Here is a 19,451-nt window from a genome sequence, read left to right on the forward strand (position 1 = left end):
GAGCTTTGTGCTAAAGAAGATTATAAAAAGCTACCGATCATTTAAATATGATTGGTAGCTTTATATTTTTATTTTGTCATTAATTGACTCATTAGTGTTGCTGTATCAAATAATCCTCGGTGAGATAAAATTTTCCCATTTTCGATTTTAAATTCTCTAAATAAAGTAACCTTTACGGAATTTCCAGTTGGTGAGGTTCCTCTAAATAATCCGGAGTGTGTACCTGTAAATTCCAGTCTTGTAATGACAGTGTCTTCATTAGAGACGATTTCTTCAATCGTGTAATGGCTATCTGGGAAGCCTGTAAAAATTACACTAGCGAATTGCTTTAAACCTTCTGTTGAACCATAAGAGTAATCAATGTATTCAGGTGATAATAAATTGGCTGTACTGTCTAGGTTATTCTTGTTCCAAAAAACTTCAATAAATTCTTTTACTAATTCTTTATTATTTTGTTCAATTGTTTTCATTGCTAAATTCTCCTTTTTTGTTTGGCTTAAGACATATGATAGATTATAATAGTGACAAAAATTGTCATAGTTATCAAAAAAGGGGAAAATATGTCTGCTAAATCAAAACGATTAATTGAATTAATGATGCTTGTCAATCGAAAGCGCAAGTTTACGGTTAAGGAATTAGCATATGAATTTAATGTGTCACCAAGAACGATTTTAAGAGATTTGCAAGAGTTAAGTGAATTAGGGGTGCCGTTATATTCGGAAGTGGGTCCTCATGGTGGATATCAAGTGTTGAACGAAAGAGTTCTGCCACCTATTACATTTACTGAAGAAGAAGCAGTTTCATTATTTTTTGCTAGTCATGCATTGCGGCATTTTTCTACGCTTCCCTTTGAAGCAGAGTCAAAGTCAGCGTTGAAAAAGTTTTACGCCTATTTACCATCTGATGTGAAAAATCGAATTGATGAAATGAAAAATCGTTTTGACTTTATCATCCCTACAAAGCAAGCGAAATCCGAATTTCTTTCAATACTTTTAGAAACCGCTATTAGTCAAAGTGTGATTAGCATTGAATATGATTCGTATAAAGGGAGGTCGAAACGAGAAATTCAGCCAATCGGAATTTATGCGAACAATGGATTATGGTATTGTCCAGCATATTGTTTTAATAGTGATGATTATCGACTATTTAGATGCGATAAAATTCTTTCTGTTTGTCATGATGTGGAAAATGAACCGTTAAACTTGCCACATATATCGCTTGGAAAGAAATTAGCAAGTATGAAGGAAGAGAGTTTAATTAAGTTTTACGTTGAGCTAAGTAGGGACGGAGTTCAAAGATGTGAAACAATAATTGATCCAAGGTTTAAAGTACAAGTAAGAGAAGATGGAACGGGTTTTATTGAAGATTGGATTGGTCAAAATGAAATACCTTTTATCGCTCAACTATTTATTTCAATTGGAAAAGAAGCTAAAGTGAAAGAGCCAATTGAACTTTTACAAAGTATAAGAGAAAAGCTTTCCGAAGTTATGGAATGGTATGAAAATGACTGATTAAATCCAATTAAAGTTAAACGGTTACAATTTATATATAGCAACGTTTTACAATTGAAGTAGAGTTAACTAGTAAAAAAAGGTGTTGACAGAATTGTTAAATAACCTCTATAATACAAAACATATTAAAAAAAGAACCAAGTTACTAATAGTAGATTAATATAGTTTTAAGCAATGAAGGGTATTGAAGTAGTGCTTATCTCACTGTAATAGAGAGCTGATGGTTGGTGGAAATCAGTACAAAGATAAGGATGAATTACGGTCCTGGAGCTATTTTTTTCGAGGTAAAGTCGTATCTTTACTGAGGGAAAAACGGTCAATTATGATCGTTATCAAATTTTAAGAGGCAGATTAATTCTGCAACTAGGGTGGTACCGCGAACAATTCGTCCCTACTGAGTAAATCAGTAGGGACTTTTTTATTATTCAAAATTTAATATATGAACTGCAATGAAGGGAATAAAGTAATGTTTGTTTCACTGTTTAAGAGAGCTGATGGATGGTGCGAATCAGTACAAAAATAAACATGAATTACAATCCTGGAGCATCTTTTTCGAAATAAAGGTCGACATTTATTAGAGAAAGACGGTCATTGATCGTTAACTAAAACAAGAGGCAGATTTATCTGCAATTAGGGTGGTACCACGGTGTAAATCGTCCCTGTCATAAGTGACAGGGGCGATGTTTTTTTATAAATATACAGCTAGAAAGAGGAGATAGAGAGATGGAATTACAAAAAAATTTATTGCCAAGGCATATACGTTTCATGGCACTCGGCGGAGCAATTGGAACTGGTATTTTTAAAGGAACATCAGAAACTGTATCGATAGCGGGGCCAGCGGTTATTTTTTCTTATATATTTGCTGGATTATTACTTCTTGTTGTAATGAGTGCGATTGCGGAGATGGCTATTGCTTTTCCTGGTCTAAATATGAAAGGATTTATTCATAAAGCGTTTGGTACAAGAGTATCTTTTGTGATCGGTTGGTTGTACTGTTTTATGTGGTTAGTTGTTTGTGTGATTGAAGTAATTGCAGCTGGAAGCTTTTTACAATATTGGTTTCCTTCAATGTCATTATGGTCTTTAAGTTTTATTAGTGCAATTTTTATTGTGATCGTTAATTTTATGAATGTGAAACGATATGGCGAAATAGAATTCTGGTTTGCTGGAATTAAAGTTACAATGATTGTTTTATTTATTGCGTTAGGCGCAGGGATTTTATTTGGCGTAATTCCAAGTGGAAATAGTGATTATGTTCATAACTATGTTCAACATAAAGGATTTTTACCACATGGTTGGTCTGGCGTATTTTCTGCTTTATTAATAGTCATTTTTTCTTATGGTGGTTCAGAACTAATTGGATTGACTTTATCAGAAACAAAAGACGCTGAAAAAGTAATTCCAAAAGTTGTTAAAGGAGTTATTTGGAGAATTGTTTTATTCTACACTCTTCCAATTTTGATAATTTGCGGTTTAATTCCATGGAATGAAATCGGTAATCAAGAAAGTCCATTTGTTCAAGTATTATCGACAGTTGGATTTCACGGTGCAGCTCATATTATGAACTTTGTTTTAATTACGGCAGTATTATCTGCTGCCAATTCTGGTATTTATGGCTGTACACGTATGATGTATTCATTAGCAACTGAAGGGGAAGCTCCGAAAGCTTTTGCAAAAATTTCAAAAAATGGTGTTCCAGTTTATGCGGTTATTGTAAGTGCAATTATTTTAATTGGAGGCACATTCGTAGCTTATTTTTCTCCAGATCGCGTATTTGGTTATTTAATGGCGATTCCTGGGTTTACAGTATCAATAGTATGGATCAGCATTTGTTTAGCACAACTAAAGCTTCGCAAAACGTATTCTAAATTGCCACACTTTAGAGTATGGGGATTTCCATATATAACTTCTTTCACAGTCCTTGCATTAGGTGTGAGTTGTATAGCATTTGCTTTTAGTAAAGACAATAGATTAAGTATATTTGTATGCTTAGGAATTTTAATCGTATTAGTTTTATGTTCATTTATGAAAGGTAAAAACAAGCTTAATTAAATAGACAAAGGGCACCTATACAGGTGCCCTTTATTTTTTAAATTAGTTAGAATTAGCTAATGCTAAAAGCTGTGCATTTACATTTTCATTTACTACTCCGCCATGGTAACAAATAACAGTTTCGATATCATATTTAGTGAATTTCTTAATGGACTCAAGAGCTGTATCCATATCAGGTGTATTACTTGGATTTGGTCCCATGATTACACCATTTTCTGAAGTTAGCGCATCTCCTGCAATCAGAGTTTTACTTTGATGATGATATAAACTAATGTGACCAGGAGTATGTCCAGGAGTAAAGATGACAGTAATTCCTCCAACGTATGGTAATACTTCTTCATCAGTTACTGTAGTATCAACCTTTGCAGTAAGTTGTATATCGAACATCGCTTTTATTTTTTGAGCTTGTTCTTCAGGAAGTGATTCGATCATTTTTGCGATTCGTTCAGGATTCATTTTAATAAAAGTTTTGTCGCCTTCAATATAAGGTTTGTCTTCATTATGGGCTAACACTTCAATGTTTTGATCTGCAGTTTTTAAAATTGCAGTAAGGCTACCGATATGATCTATATCTTGATGTGTAAGAATGATTCTAGACAGTTTGTTAAATTCTAAACCGGCTTTCTCAATCGCTTCACGAATTTCTCCAGTTTGTCCTGGCATTCCTGTATCTACTAAGATTACTTCATGATCATCCGAAAGTAATGTTGGATGAATAATTCTTTCTGACCCCATAAAGTTCATTACTAATTCAATTGTTTCAATACCTTTATCTATTTTCATTTGTAAGGTAAAAGCGCTATGCTCTTACCGCACCTCCCTTTGATTTTATGTGAGCACTAAACTAGGTATCTTAATTTCTTAAGGTTCTTAGCTTAGTGTTCACATTTTTTATATCTCTTTAAAAACTTGAATCTATTTTTGAATTTTTGAAACGGAAGTAATAAAGTCATCAATCATAACATCAAAGCTATCATCCACATTTACCGGATGCTGAAAATATCCAAGGAAGTTCATTGAAACAAATCCGTGTAAAATGCTTCTTAAAGCTCGACCTTGATGAATTAGTAAGGTGCGGTCCGTAATATAAAATTCTAATACTTGATGAATAATTCCAGTTGTTTCTTTAGCGAGTTGTTTGACATCTTCATTTTCTGTACTTGGAATATTCATAAAAAGCCCATAACCAGTTCTATTTTCAAATGCAAAATCACGGTATACATAAGCAATTTCTCGAATTGCTTGTTCACCGCTTTTACCAACTAATCTTTGCATTAAATTCGAATTTAACTTATTTAAAAGTGAATTTGTCATCTTTAATTTTAAATCATCCATATTAGCGAAATGGTTATATAACGATGGATATTTAATATCTAGTTTCTCTGCAATTTTCGGAAAAGTAACTTGATTAAGACCAATTTCATTAGCCAATTGAAAAGCTACATCAATAATTTTTTCTTTAGTTAAATTTCTTTTTTGAACCATTTTTTCACTCCCACTTATTTTTACTAAAAATAGTTTAACACTTTAGTTAATAATTAGTAAACTATATTATATAATTTACAAACTATAAAATATAGTTTAGTCTTATATGTATCGTTAAACTAATGAGATATTGTTTATTAGTCTCATTTTCGGGACTTATTATATTGATTTATTTTTATCAAAAAGAGAGGGGGATATTATGTTATTGTGGAAAAGAAATCTAATTGTCTGTTGGTTTGGGATGTTCGTAACGAGTATTGGAATGAGCCAACTTGGTCCAGTATTACCTCTATATATTGATAAACTAGGTGTTCATAATTCTGCCCTAATTAGTCAATTTTCTGGGATAGCGTTTGGAGTAACCTTCATTATATCTGCAATATTTTCTCCAATTTGGGGTTTGGCAGCAGATAAATTTGGTCGAAAACCAATGCTACTAAGAGCAAGCCTTGGTATGTCGATTATTATTTTTTGTATGGGTTTTGCACATAATGTCTATATATTAATTGGTTTAAGACTTTTACAAGGTGTCATCACTGGTTATGGAACAGCATGTACTACTTTAATCGCTACGCAAACTGATAAAGAGCATGCTGGATCGGCTTTAGGTACACTTTCAACAGCAAGTATAGGAGGTTCATTACTTGGACCTATGATTGGTGGATACATTGGAGAGACTGTAGGTTTACAAAATGTATTTTTTGTGACAGGTGCACTTATCATGGTTGCATTCATTACAACAGCATTATTTGTAAAAGAATCCTTTACTCGCCAAGATAAAAAGGTGCTTAAAATGAAGGAAATATGGAATATTATTCCCGATAAAGGCTTAATGATCACAATGTTTATTACCTTTTTTGTTTTAACAATCGCTCTTTATTCAATCGAGCCAGTTATTACAGTCTATATTTCTCAGTTGTCTGCTCATTCTACCCATGTTGCATTATTAGCAGGTATGGCATTCTCAGCATCAGGGTTAGCAAGTATTATAGCTGCTCCAAGATTAGGGAAGATTTCAGATCGAATTGGTCCACATAAAGTTATATTTGTTGCACTGGTTGTTTCAGGTCTGATGGTTATTCCGCAAGCTTTTGTAAAAAACGCTTGGCAGTTGATGGGGCTACGATTTATTTTAGGATTAGCAACGGCAGGATTAACTCCTTCTGTTAATACATTAGTTAAACGAATCACACCAGATGCCATTACGGGTAGAGTATTTGGGTTAAATATGTCAGCTGGTTATTTAGGCGTATTTGTCGGATCGGTTTTAGGTGGCCAAATTGGAGCATATTTAGGCGTAAAATACGTATTCTTTGTAACAAGTGCACTATTATTATTTAATGCAGTGTTGGTTTACGTTAAAGTAAATAAAAAGTTGAATGTTAACGATGAATATAAGTTATCGATGTAATACATTATTTTGGGAGCTACTTAAGGAAGGTAGCTCTCTTTTTTAGTAAATTCAGACCCTACATAACTTAGCATGAAATGTCGGATATGTTATTTTTGTTAATGTTATTCTATTGATAAGGAGGTTATATAATGGATTTGCTTAAGAATATGAATGATGCACTAGTATATATTGAAGAAAATCTTACAAGTACTATTGATTATAAAGAAATTTCTAGGAGGGCTTTTTGTTCCGAGTTTCATTTTAAAAGAATGTTTTCGTTTCTTGCTGGCATTTCACTGTCGGAATATATTCGTCGTCGCCGTCTTACACTAGCAGCATTTGAACTGAAAGAACATAACACAAAAATAATTGATCTTGCTTTAAAATACGGATACAATTCTCCGGATTCGTTTACGAGAGCATTTCAAAATCTACATGGAATAACTCCTTCAGAAGCGAGAGTTAATGGCAATTCACTTAAAGCATTTCCACGAATGACCTTCCAATTATCAATTAAAGGGGGAAATGAAATGAACTATCGAATTGAAGAAAAAGAAGCGTTTCGAATCGTTGGTATAAAAAAGCGAGTTCCGATTATTTTTAATGGGGTTAATCCGGAAATTGCTTCGATGTGGAAAAGTTTAACCATGGAGAATATCACTCAATTAAAAGCACTCTCAAATGTTGACCCGAATGGCATAATAAGTGCATCAACAAACTTTTCTGAAAGTAGGATGGAAGAAAAAGGTGAACTTGACCATTATATTGGTGTTGCCACAACAAATAAATGTCCGGACGAATTCATACAACTTGAGGTAACTGCATCTACTTGGGCAGTATTCGAAGCTGTTGGAAAATTCCCAGAAGCATTACAAGAAGTATGGGGACGAATTTATTCTGAATGGTTTCCTTCATCAAATTACCAACAAGAAGAAGGCCCCGAAATTTTATGGAATGAGCATAAGGACATTACTTCACCAACTTTTAAAAGTGAGATATGGATTCCAATTTCAAAAAAATAGGCTCTTTAAATTAAATTGTTGATTTTGAACTAAAAAAGGTTGTCTAATTAGACAACCTTTGGAACTCTTATTTAACTAAAGGACTGCGTTAGTTCAATTACTCGAGTTGCTTCGGTGACTCTATTTTTGTTTCAGTATATGGCAGATTAGTTGAATTAGTATAAATGTCTCAATTAAATATTGGAAATATTTGTTAAAATTATAATTAGAGCAAGTCTTTCTCAAACAACTGAAACGAAGGAGAAAATATGCAGGATAAAAACATAGAACTAGTGGAGTTAAATTCAGAAAACTGGTATAAATGCTGTCAATTAGAGGTATCCGAAGATCAGAAGAGTTACATCGAACCAAATGCAATCTCGATTGCTCAATCGAAATTTGAATCTTCACTAAAACCATTTGCTATTCAATTTGAAGGTAATACAGTTGGATTTTTAATGTTTAATACTATTGAGGAAGAACTTGATGGCTATTGGATATATAGAATAATGGTAGATAAGAACTTTCAACAAAAAGGCATAGGTAAAATGGCAACTCAGTTAATGATCGATGAAATTGCTAAACTACCAAATGCAAAAAAAATTGTTGTAGGCTATCATCCTGAAAACTTAGGAGCACATAATTTATATTCAAGTTTAGGATTCATTGATCATGGAGATCGATTTGGAAAAGAAATGGCAGTAGTTTTAGATATTAACCATAAATAAATAATCCTTATGTAACTAACGCATTGCGTTCGCTCTCAAACAAAATTAGAAGAATAAAGAGTAATTAGAGTATTTACAAGATGGATTTTTGGAGGTTGCTATGAAAATTAAAAAGAATCCAGTTGAAAACCTCAATGATGCAGTAAACAATTCAATGTCTGGTGACTTAAATGGAATATCAAAAATAGGCTGTATTCCTATGATTATATTAGTGGTTATTATATTCTTTATATACCTTTTGATAAGATTCACAGGTAATTAACAGCCATTTTATTCCTTATTCAACTAACGCATGAGTTAGTTACATAACATTCCTTCAAAACTTTCTTTAAAATGATTCCAAATTTTGAAAAGGTCAAAGTGTGTATTATACCTTTATCAATACTCATCTTTTTTGAATCTTATACACATCCACCAATTTAGACCAAAAAATATAATAGAAAGCGGAATCGCTAATAAACCAAGAAATTTTGATTGATTATTAGATGCTTTAAATTCGTTAATCGCATCATTAAATGATAAGTAAGTAGTATTGTTTGACTTAATTGCCAAAACTGTATTTTCACCTGTGTGTTTATATACCCATAAAGTAATATGTTGACCTGACTTAACATCTTTAATAAAGGTTTTTCTCTGTAATTGATTATCACTTAGATATGGAACATCATAATTCGAACCATCTTTTAAATATATTGAATCCACATCTTTATCACTTAAGGCTTTTTGGTACCAATCAAAAACACCATTCACTACCAGTAAGTTGTTCTGCTGGGGCAATTTCTCATTACTAATATAAATAAAAAAAAGACCACCTAGGAGAGTTAAAGTTCCTAATGCAATTAGAAACTTTTTAATATCCTTTATTGAAATATCAAAAACTTTCATTTCAACACCTTCTTCTATCTGTGTCTTATACGACCATTGCATGAGTTAGTTACATAACTCTTTTAATTTTCATTACACATTCATAATCTTCATAAGTTCATCGTAAAGGATTTTTGCCACGAAAATTGGACCTTTCCTATAGACTATGAAATCCTCATATACAAGCATGTTTGCTCCAGCGACTGACATTGTTGACGGTGGGTGACTAATTCGGTATGCCTTCGCATGATGATTTTTTAAATACGGTTGATACCCTTTGTTTTCCCTTGCTTGGATCGAAACCTTCGAAGTCAATGCCGACACTGGGTGACCAGTGAAAATCAGCTTCGTTCGAATTGCAAGCGAAGGGGTTGCGTGCGGAATGTATAGAATGCAGCAACAAATTAAAATAAGTAACCAGGTTTTACGGGTCAATGAAACCCCTCCTTCTTTTTTTCTGTTTACTTAAATTATATCTACATCACGGGTATTCGTAACTTGGGGGGATTTCGCCATTTTCACATAGATTTTCAAATAATCCTTATGCAACTAATCTGCCAATTCGTTAAATAAGAAAAAGCGATCTCCTATTGAAGAATCGCATGCGTTAGTTACACAAAAATAAGTATTCTAGGTAATCAATATTATGAAAAATCTCGAATGGGCTTCCCATATCTTACTAGAACATGCCACAATAGTTTTAGCTCTTGAAGTACTTCTTTATATGTTCCCAGGTCGCTCCAAGATAAAGGATTGCGTTCTAAGCTCATTACCGCAGAACCAATCACATTTGCATCGATAATGTTATTGCATGCAATACGTTTTGCTAAGGAGGGCATAGAAGGACCTCTAAAGTCAACGGGAACCTCGTCGACAGTAAGTACAAACCCCATATGCCAATAAAGTTCAATTGAATATTTATAGCATATTTGTTCTAAGCAAATACCTACAGGTGTATTCTTGAATGATGGATCTGCTACAAGCATTTCCACGTCCTCATTAAGCGAAATATCTCCATGAACTTGAGCTTCAATATAGTGATTAAGATTGCGGTTTGCTTCCATATTTTTAGGGTCCACGAACGGTTTTTCAAGATTAACTAGCAAATGATTAATTAATTTTGAAGGGGTTAGATTTGTTTCACCGATTCCAAAATCTCTTATGTAAACCTCTTCCAAAAGAGCTGCCAAAATAAGATCAAACTCTTTATATGTGCCTTTTTCCTTTGGATCTTGGTGTGAATCCAAATACGTAAATGTGCAACGATGTGATGCCTCTGATGATAGGAGAAAATAACAAGAACCAAAACGAGGTGAAGGACCATCGGGATGTAGCATTAAATTTAATGCCCCATATTTGGGACGCTGGGTATTGGTTGCTCCTTTTTGTTGATATGCTCCTCCAAAAATCTTTTTCTCCCATAAATCACGTTCACCCCCAGGATAGGCGGACACGCTACCATTTGATATAAATGTTTCAAATTGACTTTTATAAACTCCTTGCTGAAGAATCGCTTCAGAAACATTTTTCATATTGGAAACTGGTCTATCTGGGTGAAAATGAAGAGCAACCTTAGCATGAGCCTTTAGCTTTTCGACTGCATTTTCATATAAATTACTTGAGACATTAGACATTTGAAGAATGTGCTTAATTGTTGCTTTAGCATCACTTTTAAAGTTCCTAGAATAATTAGTAATGTATTCTATTGCCGATAGCTGTGCATTAGTCAATTCCATGACTATTAACTCCTTTCATTTCAATAAGAGTACTAGTTTAAATTATATTTTTCCAACATCTTCTTATCCAAGTGCTCAAGTGCAAAGCCCCAAGCATTTTCGTGTCCATTTTTTGTTTCCTCATCTGGAAAACCCTTATGTGTGAGTCGCAATCGAGTACCGTTACCATTAGGCTCAATTTCTACTGTTACAACAGTTTCAACACCTTTTGTTCCTCCATCTCCAGTAACCCATGTCAACTCTACAAGACGATCAGGTACGAGTCTTAGAAATCTTCCGTAATGTGGATGACGTTTTCCTTCAAAATAAGTCTCGAAAAAGAAAACCGTATTGACTTCATCTGTCATTAACACTGTACCAGGAGTTGCACACCAACGATCAAACTGATCCGTCCACGCTCCATAAAGTAAATTTGGGGATGATTCCATTAATCTTTCAACGATTAAACCAAAGGGCCTAGATGAAAGGTCAGGCGTAGTAATATGATTCATATAAAATCCTCCAATACCATTATTCAGTGAAAATACACCACATACACATACAAATACTTGAAATATTTATATATTCCTCTATTTTTCCTTTATCAACTAATATGCCATTTACTTGCATAAAAAAAGCTACCGAAGCAGCTTTGTGATGTTGAACTAAAACGTGATTTAGCTGAATAAGAGCATTGCTAATAATTGCGATTTTTTATCAACCTTTATAAATATTGGATAAAAAATGTTTAAGGATTGTTTTTATTTAAAAATCACTTAAAACAAAATAACTGAACACCAAAAACCACGGAATAACAATCGTCCATTTTGAAATTTTAACATTAAATTTACCGAAAATACCCAAAAATAAATTATCACATAATATATACAAATTTATTATCAAAAACAGTATTAATAACGTAAACCATACAGAATACTTGGGACGCAGCAACTCAAGTCCAATAAACATCGTAGGTACAAAAATTATCCCAGACAGTAGTTCAGCAAGGTCATACCTTCTAGCTTTATTTTTAGAAATCCACTTTAAATATTTTTTTAGTAACAACATTTTCCTTACACCTCTATAAATATTTCATTATTAAATTAATTATATATATAAGGAATGAGTAATTGTAATTTTGGGGAAAATTGTCTTTTATACTGATAATTTATAAATCTCCTTTTACAAAGCAAAAAAAAAAAGAGCAAAATGCTCTTTAAGATTCTGAATGATTGTTAGTAAAGTTATCAAGCTTATCGGATATACTTTTAAGAATTTGATTTTTCTCCTGCTGGAGCTTTAGGAATTTTAATAAAAACCAAATAATAAAAACGATTGGTGCGACGTAAATAATAAGCGGTATGAGTGCAAAAAGAGAATAAAATGCGTCACCATGCATATTTAACTCACTCCTTTTTGGAAGATTATACCATGTTTTTAAAATTAAAACCTTCTAATTTTTTGAAAATTTTATTTTTTTATATCTAATTCTTGTTTAAGAATGACTAAACTTCAAAAGGAATATAGATATCTTTAGAGAAAGTAGTTTTTAGGAGGTAAATATGCTGATCTTATTTTGGCCATTTACAATTGTCTCTATTTTTTTATCGATAGTAGCATTAATAGTAAAGAAACCTTCTCTACTAATTATTACAACAATTTTATTCACACCAATGTCACTTTATTTAGCAGCAACACCGCTTTTTTTTATTTGGGGATTAATATTTCCGCTTCTATATTTATTGGCGGCATTTAAGATGCATAAAAAATATAAAACAAAGTATTTGCTACTTTTAATTTCACCAAATTATCTTTTAGTTGGATGGCTTGGATATGCAGTATTAAGTCAGTAATTTATCAAAAAGTATGTAAATATAATAGGAGAAAAAATGATGAAAATAGTAAAACAATGGGTGCAAGAAGATAGTGATTTTATAAGAAAAAAAGTAATTGAATATAATTCTAATAACCTACCAGTTGAGAAAAATGCGCCGTCTGAAAATGTAAGCTTTGTCATTAGAAATGATCAGGATGATATAGTAGGAGGAATTACCGGTAGAATATACTGGCATCATTTATCGATAGAATTTTTATGGGTATCAGAAGATTATAGGCACGAAGGTTTTGGTAGCAAGTTAATCAAACAAATGGAAGAATTTGCGATAGAAAAAGATTGCCGCCTTATTAAAGTGGATACTTTTAGTTTCCAAGCCCCAGAGTTTTATAAGATGCATGGATTTAAAGTTTATGGAGTGATTGAAGATCATCCAAAGGGATGTAATCAATATTATTTTGAAAAGAGACTATAAATAATAAGCCGCATAAGTGGCTTATTATTTTTTTGTTAGCTTAAATGATAATATTAATGAAAGAGATTTATGAGATGGAGGGACAATTAATGAGTGAGTTTAACTTATTGTTTCGAAAAAGAATTGGATTACAAATTCAAGAAGAACTTAATTTTAGTCAGTTAGATTTAATTCTCGAAAAGACAGCAAAAAATATTCCTTTTGAAAATCTATGTATTATGAAAAATAAAACTCAAGGAATTACACGAGAGAATTTAATAAGCAAATTATTAGTAAAAAATGAGGGCGGACTTTGCTATGAATTGAATTCTTTATTGTATTTATTTTTACTAGAAAATGGTTTTAACCTTAGGTTATCAAGAGGTGTTGTGTATGACAACGTAACTCAAAAATACCCTACATTTGGAAGAACACATGTCACAATCCTTTTGACACATAATGAAGAAACGTATTTAGTCGATACAGGATTTGGTGCAAATCTCCCTTTAAGAGCAGTACCCTTAACTGGAGAGCTGATCAGTTCAAGTAATGGTGAATTCCGAATTGAGAAAAAGGACACTGAATATGGGGATTATGTATTGTTAATAAAGCTAAAGCATAAAGATACTAATTGGAGAATTGGTTACGCCTTTGATTCAAATGACATAATTTCGGATGTATCTGAATTTAATGAAATCCAAACAATCATTGCTGAGCATGAGGAATCTCCATTCAATAAAAATCCTTTAATTACTCAACTTACAGCTGAAGGGAATAAAACATTAACAAATAGCTCATTTACTCAATGGGTTAACGGCGTAGTAACAAAAGAGGATATTGACGAAATAAGATATAAGGAATTAGCGAAACAGCATTTTGGGCTTTAAATTATAGTAGATAAATATTTGGGAACTTTATCGAGACACTTGAAAGCAGGTAAACTGCTTTTTTATTTTAAAGTGTTGAAAGTCAATATTTAAAAAGTACAATAAGTGAAATATGTGATGATTAAGTAGTAATCTTTTGATGATGTTGTATTGGTGTTTTTAACTAATCGTTTATTTATAGAATAACAACAAAATTTATGGTTTATCCTTTTCAGAATCTATGAATATTTAGTTTTTAAACTTTTGAAGAAAAAAATCAAATGATTAGATTAAATATAGAGGATCTATCGAGATTGTCAAAGATATTGAGTAATTAATTTCTATTTCTAAATTAAGAATCATAAATACGTTCTTTGATGTAAGCTTTTTTGTAGAAGAAGTTGATTGGAACGGAAGGATTCTCGACTCCTATGGGAAAAGCGGGAAGGCTGAGACCCCGCAGGCTTGCCGAGGAGGCTCAGGTCTCGCCCCATGGAAAGCGAGAATCCTGTAGTGGAAATCAATATCAAACAGCTTCCTTTACATTGAAAATATTGTTGATTAATTGACAAATTCTTTTCGCAACAGCGTGAAAGCAAGTAAAACTGCTTTTTTATTTTGCTTAAAATGACCTTTTTCAATTTTTAATTATCAAAATGAAAGCAAGTTAAATCGAGGGTTTTAACAATATTTTACAATTTTAATAAACGTTCTAATTAAAATTTTAAGTGAAATAAGTATTTTAAAGTAATATGTTCTTTTTAAAATTGCATATATATTAAGCAAAGGGGTGATAAAAAGTGGATATTTTATCAACTATATTACAAATTTTATTAGCTCTTATGTTTTTGATTGCTGGGTTTGGGAAAGTTTTTGGTTCTAGTTCTAGTGTTGAAAGCTTTAATCATTTGAAATTACCACAGTGGTTTAGAGTCATTACTGGATTAGTGGAATTGATTGGTGTAGCTTCATTAATCATTGGATTTTGGGAAGCAAGTTGGGTCCCAGCTGGTGGATTATTATTAGGAGTTGTAGCAATCGGTGGAATAATTGCACATATTCGAGTGAAAGATTCGTTTAAACAAACTTTTACAATATTATTATTAGGCATTATTGGATTTGTACTATTATGGATTAACTATTCGGATCTCTCTAATTTCCCAGGATTTAAATAATTTGTTATTCATTCTTGCAGGGATAAATAAGGCGCCGGCAGAATTAGTATTACTGTACTAAATCAATCTTATCTGTAAAAGGGAGCGATTTGAAAATGTATGAGATCGTAGTTATTGGCGCCGGACCTGCAGGAGCAAGTGCTGCTTTATTTGCAGCAAAAGCTGGTAAAAAAACTTTAGTCCTAGATAATGACAAAAGTATCACGAAAAAAGCATGGATTGAAAATCATTATGGGGTATCAGAAATTACTGGCCCAGATTTAGTCGAAACAGGAAAAAACCAAGTTAGAAAATTTGGTGCTGAAATTATTCAAGGAACTGTGCAAAACATAGTTCTGGCAGAAAATTCATTCACTATTGAAACTGAAACGGCTACTTATGAAGCGAATCAAGTTATTTTAGCTACAGGTTTAAGTGTTGAATTAGCTGAAAAAATTGGCCTAAATACAAAGACTGGTACAGAACCGCGCATTAAGACTATACTTGATGTTGATTCAACAGGTAAAACAAATATTGAGGGAGTATGGGCAGCGGGTACTGTTGCTGGCTCGAGCGTGCACACAATTATTACAGCAGGTGACGGAGCAAAAGTTGCGATTAATGTCATTAGCCAGTTAAATGGTAATCGTTACGTTGACCATGATATTTTGAAATCATAATGAATGGAAATATATTGCATTGCTTCGATTTGAAGTAATGCTTTTTTTATTGGATTTTATGGTTATTAGGAATCTAGTAGACAATTCCACTTTAATAAGGTGTATATGTAATATTTCATTTAAATATCAATATATTAGAAAGGGAAGTGAAATAGAGTTAGGAGGGGTCCTGATGTCAGATGCGTTTGTAGCGAGGTCCTTGGATGAGATACTGTTTTGGTCGAGGATCATGAAAGAGCATTCCCTTTTTCTTAAACTAGGGTTCAATTGTGATGATACAGAGTTAATCCAAGAGGCAGACCATTTTTATAATGTGTTCGATACGATTGGAAATAAAGCACAATCATTTTCAGTGCAAACGGATCCTCAGCAAATTAAACAGTTTAATAATGAGGTGCATCAGTCAGCTTCAATGATTTGGGCATATAAGAGAAAAATTCTTAATTTACTTCTTACTTGTAAAATAACTGGTAATAACTTTCCTTTATTAGTTGATCATACTAGTAGAGAAGCAGCATATTTTGCAAATCGCTTAACCGAATTGAATAATGGTCAACTTCAGCCGCTACCAGCTGCAATTATACAAGAGAATGTTTTCTTTTTAAGAATTATGGCAGACCATGCAAAATTTATCGGACATCTTTTAGATCCGTCAGAAAGAAAATTAGTTGATCAAGCTAGAGAATTTAGCCATGATTTTGACCAACTTTTATACCAGGCTGTGGACTTAGAATCAATGAGACCGCAATCGGAAACCGTTCCGATACTTGACCAATTCCTTAATGAAAACCGTGTTTCAGTTAAATCGCTTAGAGAGTTTAAGAAAACTGCTCGCGATTTAATTGAAGCTTGCCGAATTAAGAGTATTATTCATCCACTACTTGCAGATCATGTATTTAGAGAAGCGGATCGGTTTATGCATATAATTGATATGTTCGAGGCGCAGCTAACAGGAAATACCAACAGAAATGTCGTTCTGGACGACCATTAAATAAAGAAAAAAAAGGGCTATCTCTAAAGTTGATGAACTTTTGAGATAGCCTCTTTTAATATAGAAAAAATTATTTTCTTTCGCTAAAACTATTTAGTAAATCTTCAATTAAGATTCCATTTATTTTCATCCCAGTCAGTTTACAATTACTAATTTCGATATTACTCAAATCACAGTCAGTAAACTGGGTATTTGTTAGATTGCATTTTTCAAATTTAATAGAATTTGATTGATTATCATGATTAAGATCTTCAGGAACAACAATATTACGAAAGCTTGTGCCAGCTAAATGAACATGATCAATGACTAAATCTCTTAAATTACCATTTTGTATTTTCGAATTAGATAAATTGACATCTGATATTTGGGTACCAAATAAATTCACATCATTCAATTCTAAATTTCTCATATTGGCATTTGTAAATTTTGAATTAGCCAAGCTTACATTATTGAAATCTAAGTGCTCAGCTTTTACCTCTTTAAACGTCGAAAATGACATATCTGTTTTTTGTAATTCAAATAATGCAGTCTTCCAGTTAGACATGATTTCTCCTCCTAAAACATTGATTATTGAATATATTTAACTTTCATTTTAAAATCCCTTCACACATAATAATGATTGTTTCGACAAAAAACTTAGTAAATGAATCAACTTTTAATCTGCATCAAATATGATATAGATAGAAACTGATCATTCCTTATAAATAGTTTGACTTTTCAATATATTTTATATAAAATCTTTTTAAAATCTAAATATAGGCAATGAAGAGGAAAAATAAAATGAAGTTATTTTTTACAGAGAGCTTTGGTAGCTGAAAAGAAGCATGAATACTCATTTGAAAAATGGCCTCGGAGCTTCGTACTGAACGTAAACTAATTACTAGTAGGCTACGACAAGAGTTGGCACTTGTTATCAAAGTCACAGTATCAGCAACTATGCTCGTACTTGTAAAGACAATCGTATGCAAATACGTTGTGAACTAAGGTGGTACCACGTGGATTTTAAACCTCGTCCTTATCTGTTAAAGATAGGGGCGAGGTTTTTTGTATTTTATAAACATTAGGAGGAATTATATATGGATATTTTTATTGGTGGAGCTTGGCCTTATGCAAATGGTTCCTTGCATTTAGGTCATATCGCTGCTTTATTACCAGGTGATATTTTAGCTCGATATTATCGATTAAAAAAGGCGAATGTGTTGTATGTTTCAGGAAGTGACTGTAATGGAACACCAATTGCAATTAAAGCAAAACAAGAAAATGTGACTTATAAAGAAATTGCAGATCGTTACCATAATGAATTCGAAAATAATTTTAGAACATTGGGATTTACCTATGATTGTTATACAAGAACGGACGCAGAACATCATCATACAACCGTTCAAGACATTTTTCTAAATTTATTGCAAAGTGGATTAATTTATAAAAAGGAGATTGAACAATGCTATTGTGAAGAATATCAACAGTTTCTCCCAGACCGATATGTAGAAGGAACTTGTCCAAATTGTGGTCAGCATGCTCGTGGAGATCAGTGTGATTTTTGCTCTGCGATTTTAGATCCTTTAGATTTATTAAATAAAACATGCAAATTATGTGGCAATCCTCCATCTGTTAAAACGACTGAGCATTTTTATTTTTCATTAAGCAAATTACAAAATGAACTAAAGGAATATTATAATTTTTCTAAAGAAAACGGAAACTGGCGTTCAAATGCGATCCAATTAACTGAGCGATATTTAAACGAAGGACTCCATGACCGAGCCGTTTCGAGAGATTTACCAAACGGGGTAAGCGTACCAGTTAAAGGATATGAACAGAAGAAAATTTATGTGTGGATCGAAGCAGTGTCTGGATATTATTCAGCAAGTAAACAATGGGCAAGTATAACCAATAAAGTTGATGCAAACTTTTGGAATAAAGAAACAAGATCTTATTATATTCACGGAAAAGACAATATTCCATTCCATACAATCATTTGGCCATCAATTTTAATTGGTCTTAAGAAAGAGGCGCTTCCAACCCATATCGTTTCTAATGAATATCTAACACTTGAGAAGAAAAAATTATCTACTAGTAAAAACTGGGCAGTGTGGGTCCCAGATATAATCCAAAAATATCACCCAGATTCAATCCGGTATTTTTTAACAATGAAAGCACCGGAAAATCGTGACACTGATTTTTCTTGGAGGGAATTCATATACAGTCATAATAGTGAATTGCTTGGAGCATATGGTAATTTTATAAACCGCACATTAAAGTTTATTGAAAAATACTATAATGGAGAAGTCCCAGAGGGAGAAATAGACAAAACAATTCGTTTAGGGATTACAAGACTATACAAGATTGTAGGCTCACATATTGAAGCGACTAATTTCAAAAAAGCACTAGAAGAAATTTTTGAGTTTATCCGATCTGCAAACAAATACTTTGATGAAACTCAGCCTTGGAAGCAAGTCAAAGAGAGTCCTGTAGAGTGTCATAATACAATGGCGAGTTGTATATATACAATTACCAATTTAGCGCAAATTTTGCATCCATTCCTACCGTTTTCTAGTAATGAAATAAAAGATATGCTAAATATACCAAGCTTTGAATGGAATGAAATATCTTCTAATTTAATAAAACTTAACGATGTGAAACCTCTTTTTGAAAGAATTGATATTAGCAGAATAGATGAGGAACTAGAGAGACTTATAAATGAATCTACTATATGAAGGAAAAGA

The 19,451-nt window shown here is 32.5% G+C and carries 21 protein-coding genes and 3 other annotated features; of the genes, 13 read left to right on the forward strand and 8 right to left on the reverse strand.

Features of this window, described 5'->3' with window-relative positions:
• Positions 1-68: 68 nt before the first annotated feature.
• On the reverse strand, positions 69-470 hold the full coding sequence (locus tag CN601_RS07505) for an ester cyclase (RefSeq protein WP_098170665.1): 402 nt from the start codon (positions 468-470) through the stop codon (positions 69-71).
• Positions 471-560: 90 nt separating this feature from the next.
• On the opposite strand from CN601_RS07505, the gene CN601_RS07510 reads away from it, so the two are divergent.
• Both CN601_RS07510 and CN601_RS07515 read left to right on the forward strand, forming a co-directional pair.
• Positions 561-1,511, forward strand: coding sequence for a helix-turn-helix transcriptional regulator (locus CN601_RS07510; RefSeq protein ID WP_098170666.1), 951 nt, complete (start codon positions 561-563; stop codon positions 1,509-1,511).
• Between the two features lie 165 nt (positions 1,512-1,676).
• Positions 1,677-1,907 (forward strand) — a binding site (T-box leader).
• 44 nt (positions 1,908-1,951) lie between these two features.
• Positions 1,952-2,175, forward strand: a binding site (T-box leader).
• A gap of 59 nt (positions 2,176-2,234) precedes the next feature.
• Entirely contained in the window at positions 2,235-3,563 is a 1,329-nt protein-coding gene (locus CN601_RS07515) for an amino acid permease (protein WP_098170667.1), read from the forward strand.
• 42 nt (positions 3,564-3,605) lie between these two features.
• Here the strand turns inward: CN601_RS07515 and CN601_RS07520 are convergent, their stop codons facing one another.
• Positions 3,606-4,346: an MBL fold metallo-hydrolase gene (locus tag CN601_RS07520; RefSeq protein WP_098170668.1), complete on the reverse strand. Its 741-nt coding sequence runs from the start codon at positions 4,344-4,346 to the stop codon at positions 3,606-3,608.
• A 132-nt stretch (positions 4,347-4,478) separates the two neighbouring features.
• Positions 4,479-5,048 (reverse strand): TetR/AcrR family transcriptional regulator, encoded by a 570-nt coding sequence (locus CN601_RS07525; protein WP_098170669.1) that lies wholly within the window; start codon positions 5,046-5,048, stop codon positions 4,479-4,481.
• A 199-nt stretch (positions 5,049-5,247) separates the two neighbouring features.
• Here CN601_RS07525 and CN601_RS07530 point away from each other — a divergent pair, with 199 nt between their 5' ends.
• The 4 genes from CN601_RS07530 to CN601_RS26900 all read left to right on the forward strand — a co-directional run bounded on the left by CN601_RS07530 (position 5,248) and on the right by CN601_RS26900 (position 8,432).
• Positions 5,248-6,459, forward strand: coding sequence for a multidrug efflux MFS transporter (locus tag CN601_RS07530; protein ID WP_098119486.1), 1,212 nt, complete (start codon positions 5,248-5,250; stop codon positions 6,457-6,459).
• 131 nt (positions 6,460-6,590) lie between these two features.
• Positions 6,591-7,463, forward strand: a complete 873-nt coding sequence (locus CN601_RS07535) for an AraC family transcriptional regulator (protein WP_098170670.1) — start codon at positions 6,591-6,593, stop codon at positions 7,461-7,463.
• Positions 7,464-7,711: 248 nt separating this feature from the next.
• Entirely contained in the window at positions 7,712-8,170 is a 459-nt protein-coding gene (locus CN601_RS07540; protein ID WP_098170671.1) for a GNAT family N-acetyltransferase, read from the forward strand.
• 100 nt (positions 8,171-8,270) lie between these two features.
• A complete protein-coding gene (locus CN601_RS26900; protein WP_172447197.1) occupies positions 8,271-8,432 on the forward strand; it encodes a DUF6366 family protein in 162 nt (53 codons plus the stop codon).
• A 116-nt stretch (positions 8,433-8,548) separates the two neighbouring features.
• Here the strand turns inward: CN601_RS26900 and CN601_RS07545 are convergent, their stop codons facing one another.
• From CN601_RS07545 to CN601_RS07560, 4 genes are all read right to left on the reverse strand, one after another.
• A complete protein-coding gene (locus tag CN601_RS07545) occupies positions 8,549-9,055 on the reverse strand; it encodes a hypothetical protein (RefSeq protein ID WP_098170672.1) in 507 nt (168 codons plus the stop codon).
• 72 nt (positions 9,056-9,127) lie between these two features.
• Positions 9,128-9,469, reverse strand: coding sequence for a hypothetical protein (locus CN601_RS07550; RefSeq protein WP_098170673.1), 342 nt, complete (start codon positions 9,467-9,469; stop codon positions 9,128-9,130).
• A 209-nt stretch (positions 9,470-9,678) separates the two neighbouring features.
• Positions 9,679-10,770: a DUF3626 domain-containing protein gene (locus CN601_RS07555; RefSeq protein WP_098170674.1), complete on the reverse strand. Its 1,092-nt coding sequence runs from the start codon at positions 10,768-10,770 to the stop codon at positions 9,679-9,681.
• Between the two features lie 32 nt (positions 10,771-10,802).
• Positions 10,803-11,261, reverse strand: a complete 459-nt coding sequence (locus CN601_RS07560; RefSeq protein ID WP_098170675.1) for an SRPBCC family protein — start codon at positions 11,259-11,261, stop codon at positions 10,803-10,805.
• A 1,050-nt stretch (positions 11,262-12,311) separates the two neighbouring features.
• Here CN601_RS07560 and CN601_RS07575 point away from each other — a divergent pair.
• The 6 genes from CN601_RS07575 to CN601_RS07600 all read left to right on the forward strand — a co-directional run bounded on the left by CN601_RS07575 (position 12,312) and on the right by CN601_RS07600 (position 16,728).
• Positions 12,312-12,602, forward strand: a complete 291-nt coding sequence (locus CN601_RS07575) for a hypothetical protein (RefSeq protein ID WP_098170678.1) — start codon at positions 12,312-12,314, stop codon at positions 12,600-12,602.
• Positions 12,603-12,641: 39 nt separating this feature from the next.
• Positions 12,642-13,058: a GNAT family N-acetyltransferase gene (locus CN601_RS07580; RefSeq protein WP_098170679.1), complete on the forward strand. Its 417-nt coding sequence runs from the start codon at positions 12,642-12,644 to the stop codon at positions 13,056-13,058.
• Between the two features lie 89 nt (positions 13,059-13,147).
• Entirely contained in the window at positions 13,148-13,924 is a 777-nt protein-coding gene (locus CN601_RS07585) for an arylamine N-acetyltransferase family protein (RefSeq protein WP_098170680.1), read from the forward strand.
• Between the two features lie 779 nt (positions 13,925-14,703).
• A complete protein-coding gene (locus CN601_RS07590) occupies positions 14,704-15,078 on the forward strand; it encodes a DoxX family protein (protein WP_098119474.1) in 375 nt (124 codons plus the stop codon).
• 95 nt (positions 15,079-15,173) lie between these two features.
• Positions 15,174-15,737: an FAD-dependent oxidoreductase gene (locus tag CN601_RS07595; RefSeq protein ID WP_098170681.1), complete on the forward strand. Its 564-nt coding sequence runs from the start codon at positions 15,174-15,176 to the stop codon at positions 15,735-15,737.
• Positions 15,738-15,909: 172 nt separating this feature from the next.
• Positions 15,910-16,728 (forward strand): DUF2935 domain-containing protein, encoded by an 819-nt coding sequence (locus CN601_RS07600; protein WP_098119472.1) that lies wholly within the window; start codon positions 15,910-15,912, stop codon positions 16,726-16,728.
• Between the two features lie 70 nt (positions 16,729-16,798).
• On the opposite strand, the gene CN601_RS07605 is transcribed toward CN601_RS07600, so the two are convergent.
• Complete coding sequence (locus CN601_RS07605) at positions 16,799-17,272, reverse strand: pentapeptide repeat-containing protein (protein ID WP_098170682.1); 474 nt, start codon at positions 17,270-17,272, stop codon at positions 16,799-16,801.
• A 209-nt stretch (positions 17,273-17,481) separates the two neighbouring features.
• Positions 17,482-17,748, forward strand: a binding site (T-box leader).
• 56 nt (positions 17,749-17,804) lie between these two features.
• Here CN601_RS07605 and metG point away from each other — a divergent pair.
• Positions 17,805-19,442: a methionine--tRNA ligase gene (metG, locus tag CN601_RS07610; protein WP_098170683.1), complete on the forward strand. Its 1,638-nt coding sequence runs from the start codon at positions 17,805-17,807 to the stop codon at positions 19,440-19,442.
• Positions 19,443-19,451 lie beyond the last annotated feature (9 nt).

Source organism: Bacillus sp. AFS017336 (assembly GCF_002555445.1).
In the GTDB taxonomy this organism is placed as follows: Bacteria; Bacillota; Bacilli; order Bacillales; family Bacillaceae_G; genus Gottfriedia.

Bases quoted from the DNA above. Each gene is read 5' to 3' on its own strand.
- CN601_RS07505 (WP_098170665.1), bottom strand. From the start codon at position 470: ATGAAAACAATTGAACAAAATAATAAAGAATTAGTAAAAGAATTTATT.
- CN601_RS07510 (WP_098170666.1), top strand. From the start codon at position 561: ATGTCTGCTAAATCAAAACGATTAATTGAATTAATGATGCTTGTCAAT.
- CN601_RS07515 (WP_098170667.1), top strand. From the start codon at position 2,235: ATGGAATTACAAAAAAATTTATTGCCAAGGCATATACGTTTCATGGCA.
- CN601_RS07520 (WP_098170668.1), bottom strand. From the start codon at position 4,346: ATGAAAATAGATAAAGGTATTGAAACAATTGAATTAGTAATGAACTTT.
- CN601_RS07525 (WP_098170669.1), bottom strand. From the start codon at position 5,048: ATGGTTCAAAAAAGAAATTTAACTAAAGAAAAAATTATTGATGTAGCT.
- CN601_RS07530 (WP_098119486.1), top strand. From the start codon at position 5,248: ATGTTATTGTGGAAAAGAAATCTAATTGTCTGTTGGTTTGGGATGTTC.
- CN601_RS07535 (WP_098170670.1), top strand. From the start codon at position 6,591: ATGGATTTGCTTAAGAATATGAATGATGCACTAGTATATATTGAAGAA.
- CN601_RS07540 (WP_098170671.1), top strand. From the start codon at position 7,712: ATGCAGGATAAAAACATAGAACTAGTGGAGTTAAATTCAGAAAACTGG.
- CN601_RS26900 (WP_172447197.1), top strand. From the start codon at position 8,271: ATGAAAATTAAAAAGAATCCAGTTGAAAACCTCAATGATGCAGTAAAC.
- CN601_RS07545 (WP_098170672.1), bottom strand. From the start codon at position 9,055: ATGAAAGTTTTTGATATTTCAATAAAGGATATTAAAAAGTTTCTAATT.
- CN601_RS07555 (WP_098170674.1), bottom strand. From the start codon at position 10,770: ATGGAATTGACTAATGCACAGCTATCGGCAATAGAATACATTACTAAT.
- CN601_RS07560 (WP_098170675.1), bottom strand. From the start codon at position 11,261: ATGAATCATATTACTACGCCTGACCTTTCATCTAGGCCCTTTGGTTTA.
- CN601_RS07575 (WP_098170678.1), top strand. From the start codon at position 12,312: ATGCTGATCTTATTTTGGCCATTTACAATTGTCTCTATTTTTTTATCG.
- CN601_RS07580 (WP_098170679.1), top strand. From the start codon at position 12,642: ATGAAAATAGTAAAACAATGGGTGCAAGAAGATAGTGATTTTATAAGA.
- CN601_RS07585 (WP_098170680.1), top strand. From the start codon at position 13,148: ATGAGTGAGTTTAACTTATTGTTTCGAAAAAGAATTGGATTACAAATT.
- CN601_RS07595 (WP_098170681.1), top strand. From the start codon at position 15,174: ATGTATGAGATCGTAGTTATTGGCGCCGGACCTGCAGGAGCAAGTGCT.
- CN601_RS07600 (WP_098119472.1), top strand. From the start codon at position 15,910: ATGTCAGATGCGTTTGTAGCGAGGTCCTTGGATGAGATACTGTTTTGG.
- CN601_RS07605 (WP_098170682.1), bottom strand. From the start codon at position 17,272: ATGTCTAACTGGAAGACTGCATTATTTGAATTACAAAAAACAGATATG.
- metG (WP_098170683.1), top strand. From the start codon at position 17,805: ATGGATATTTTTATTGGTGGAGCTTGGCCTTATGCAAATGGTTCCTTG.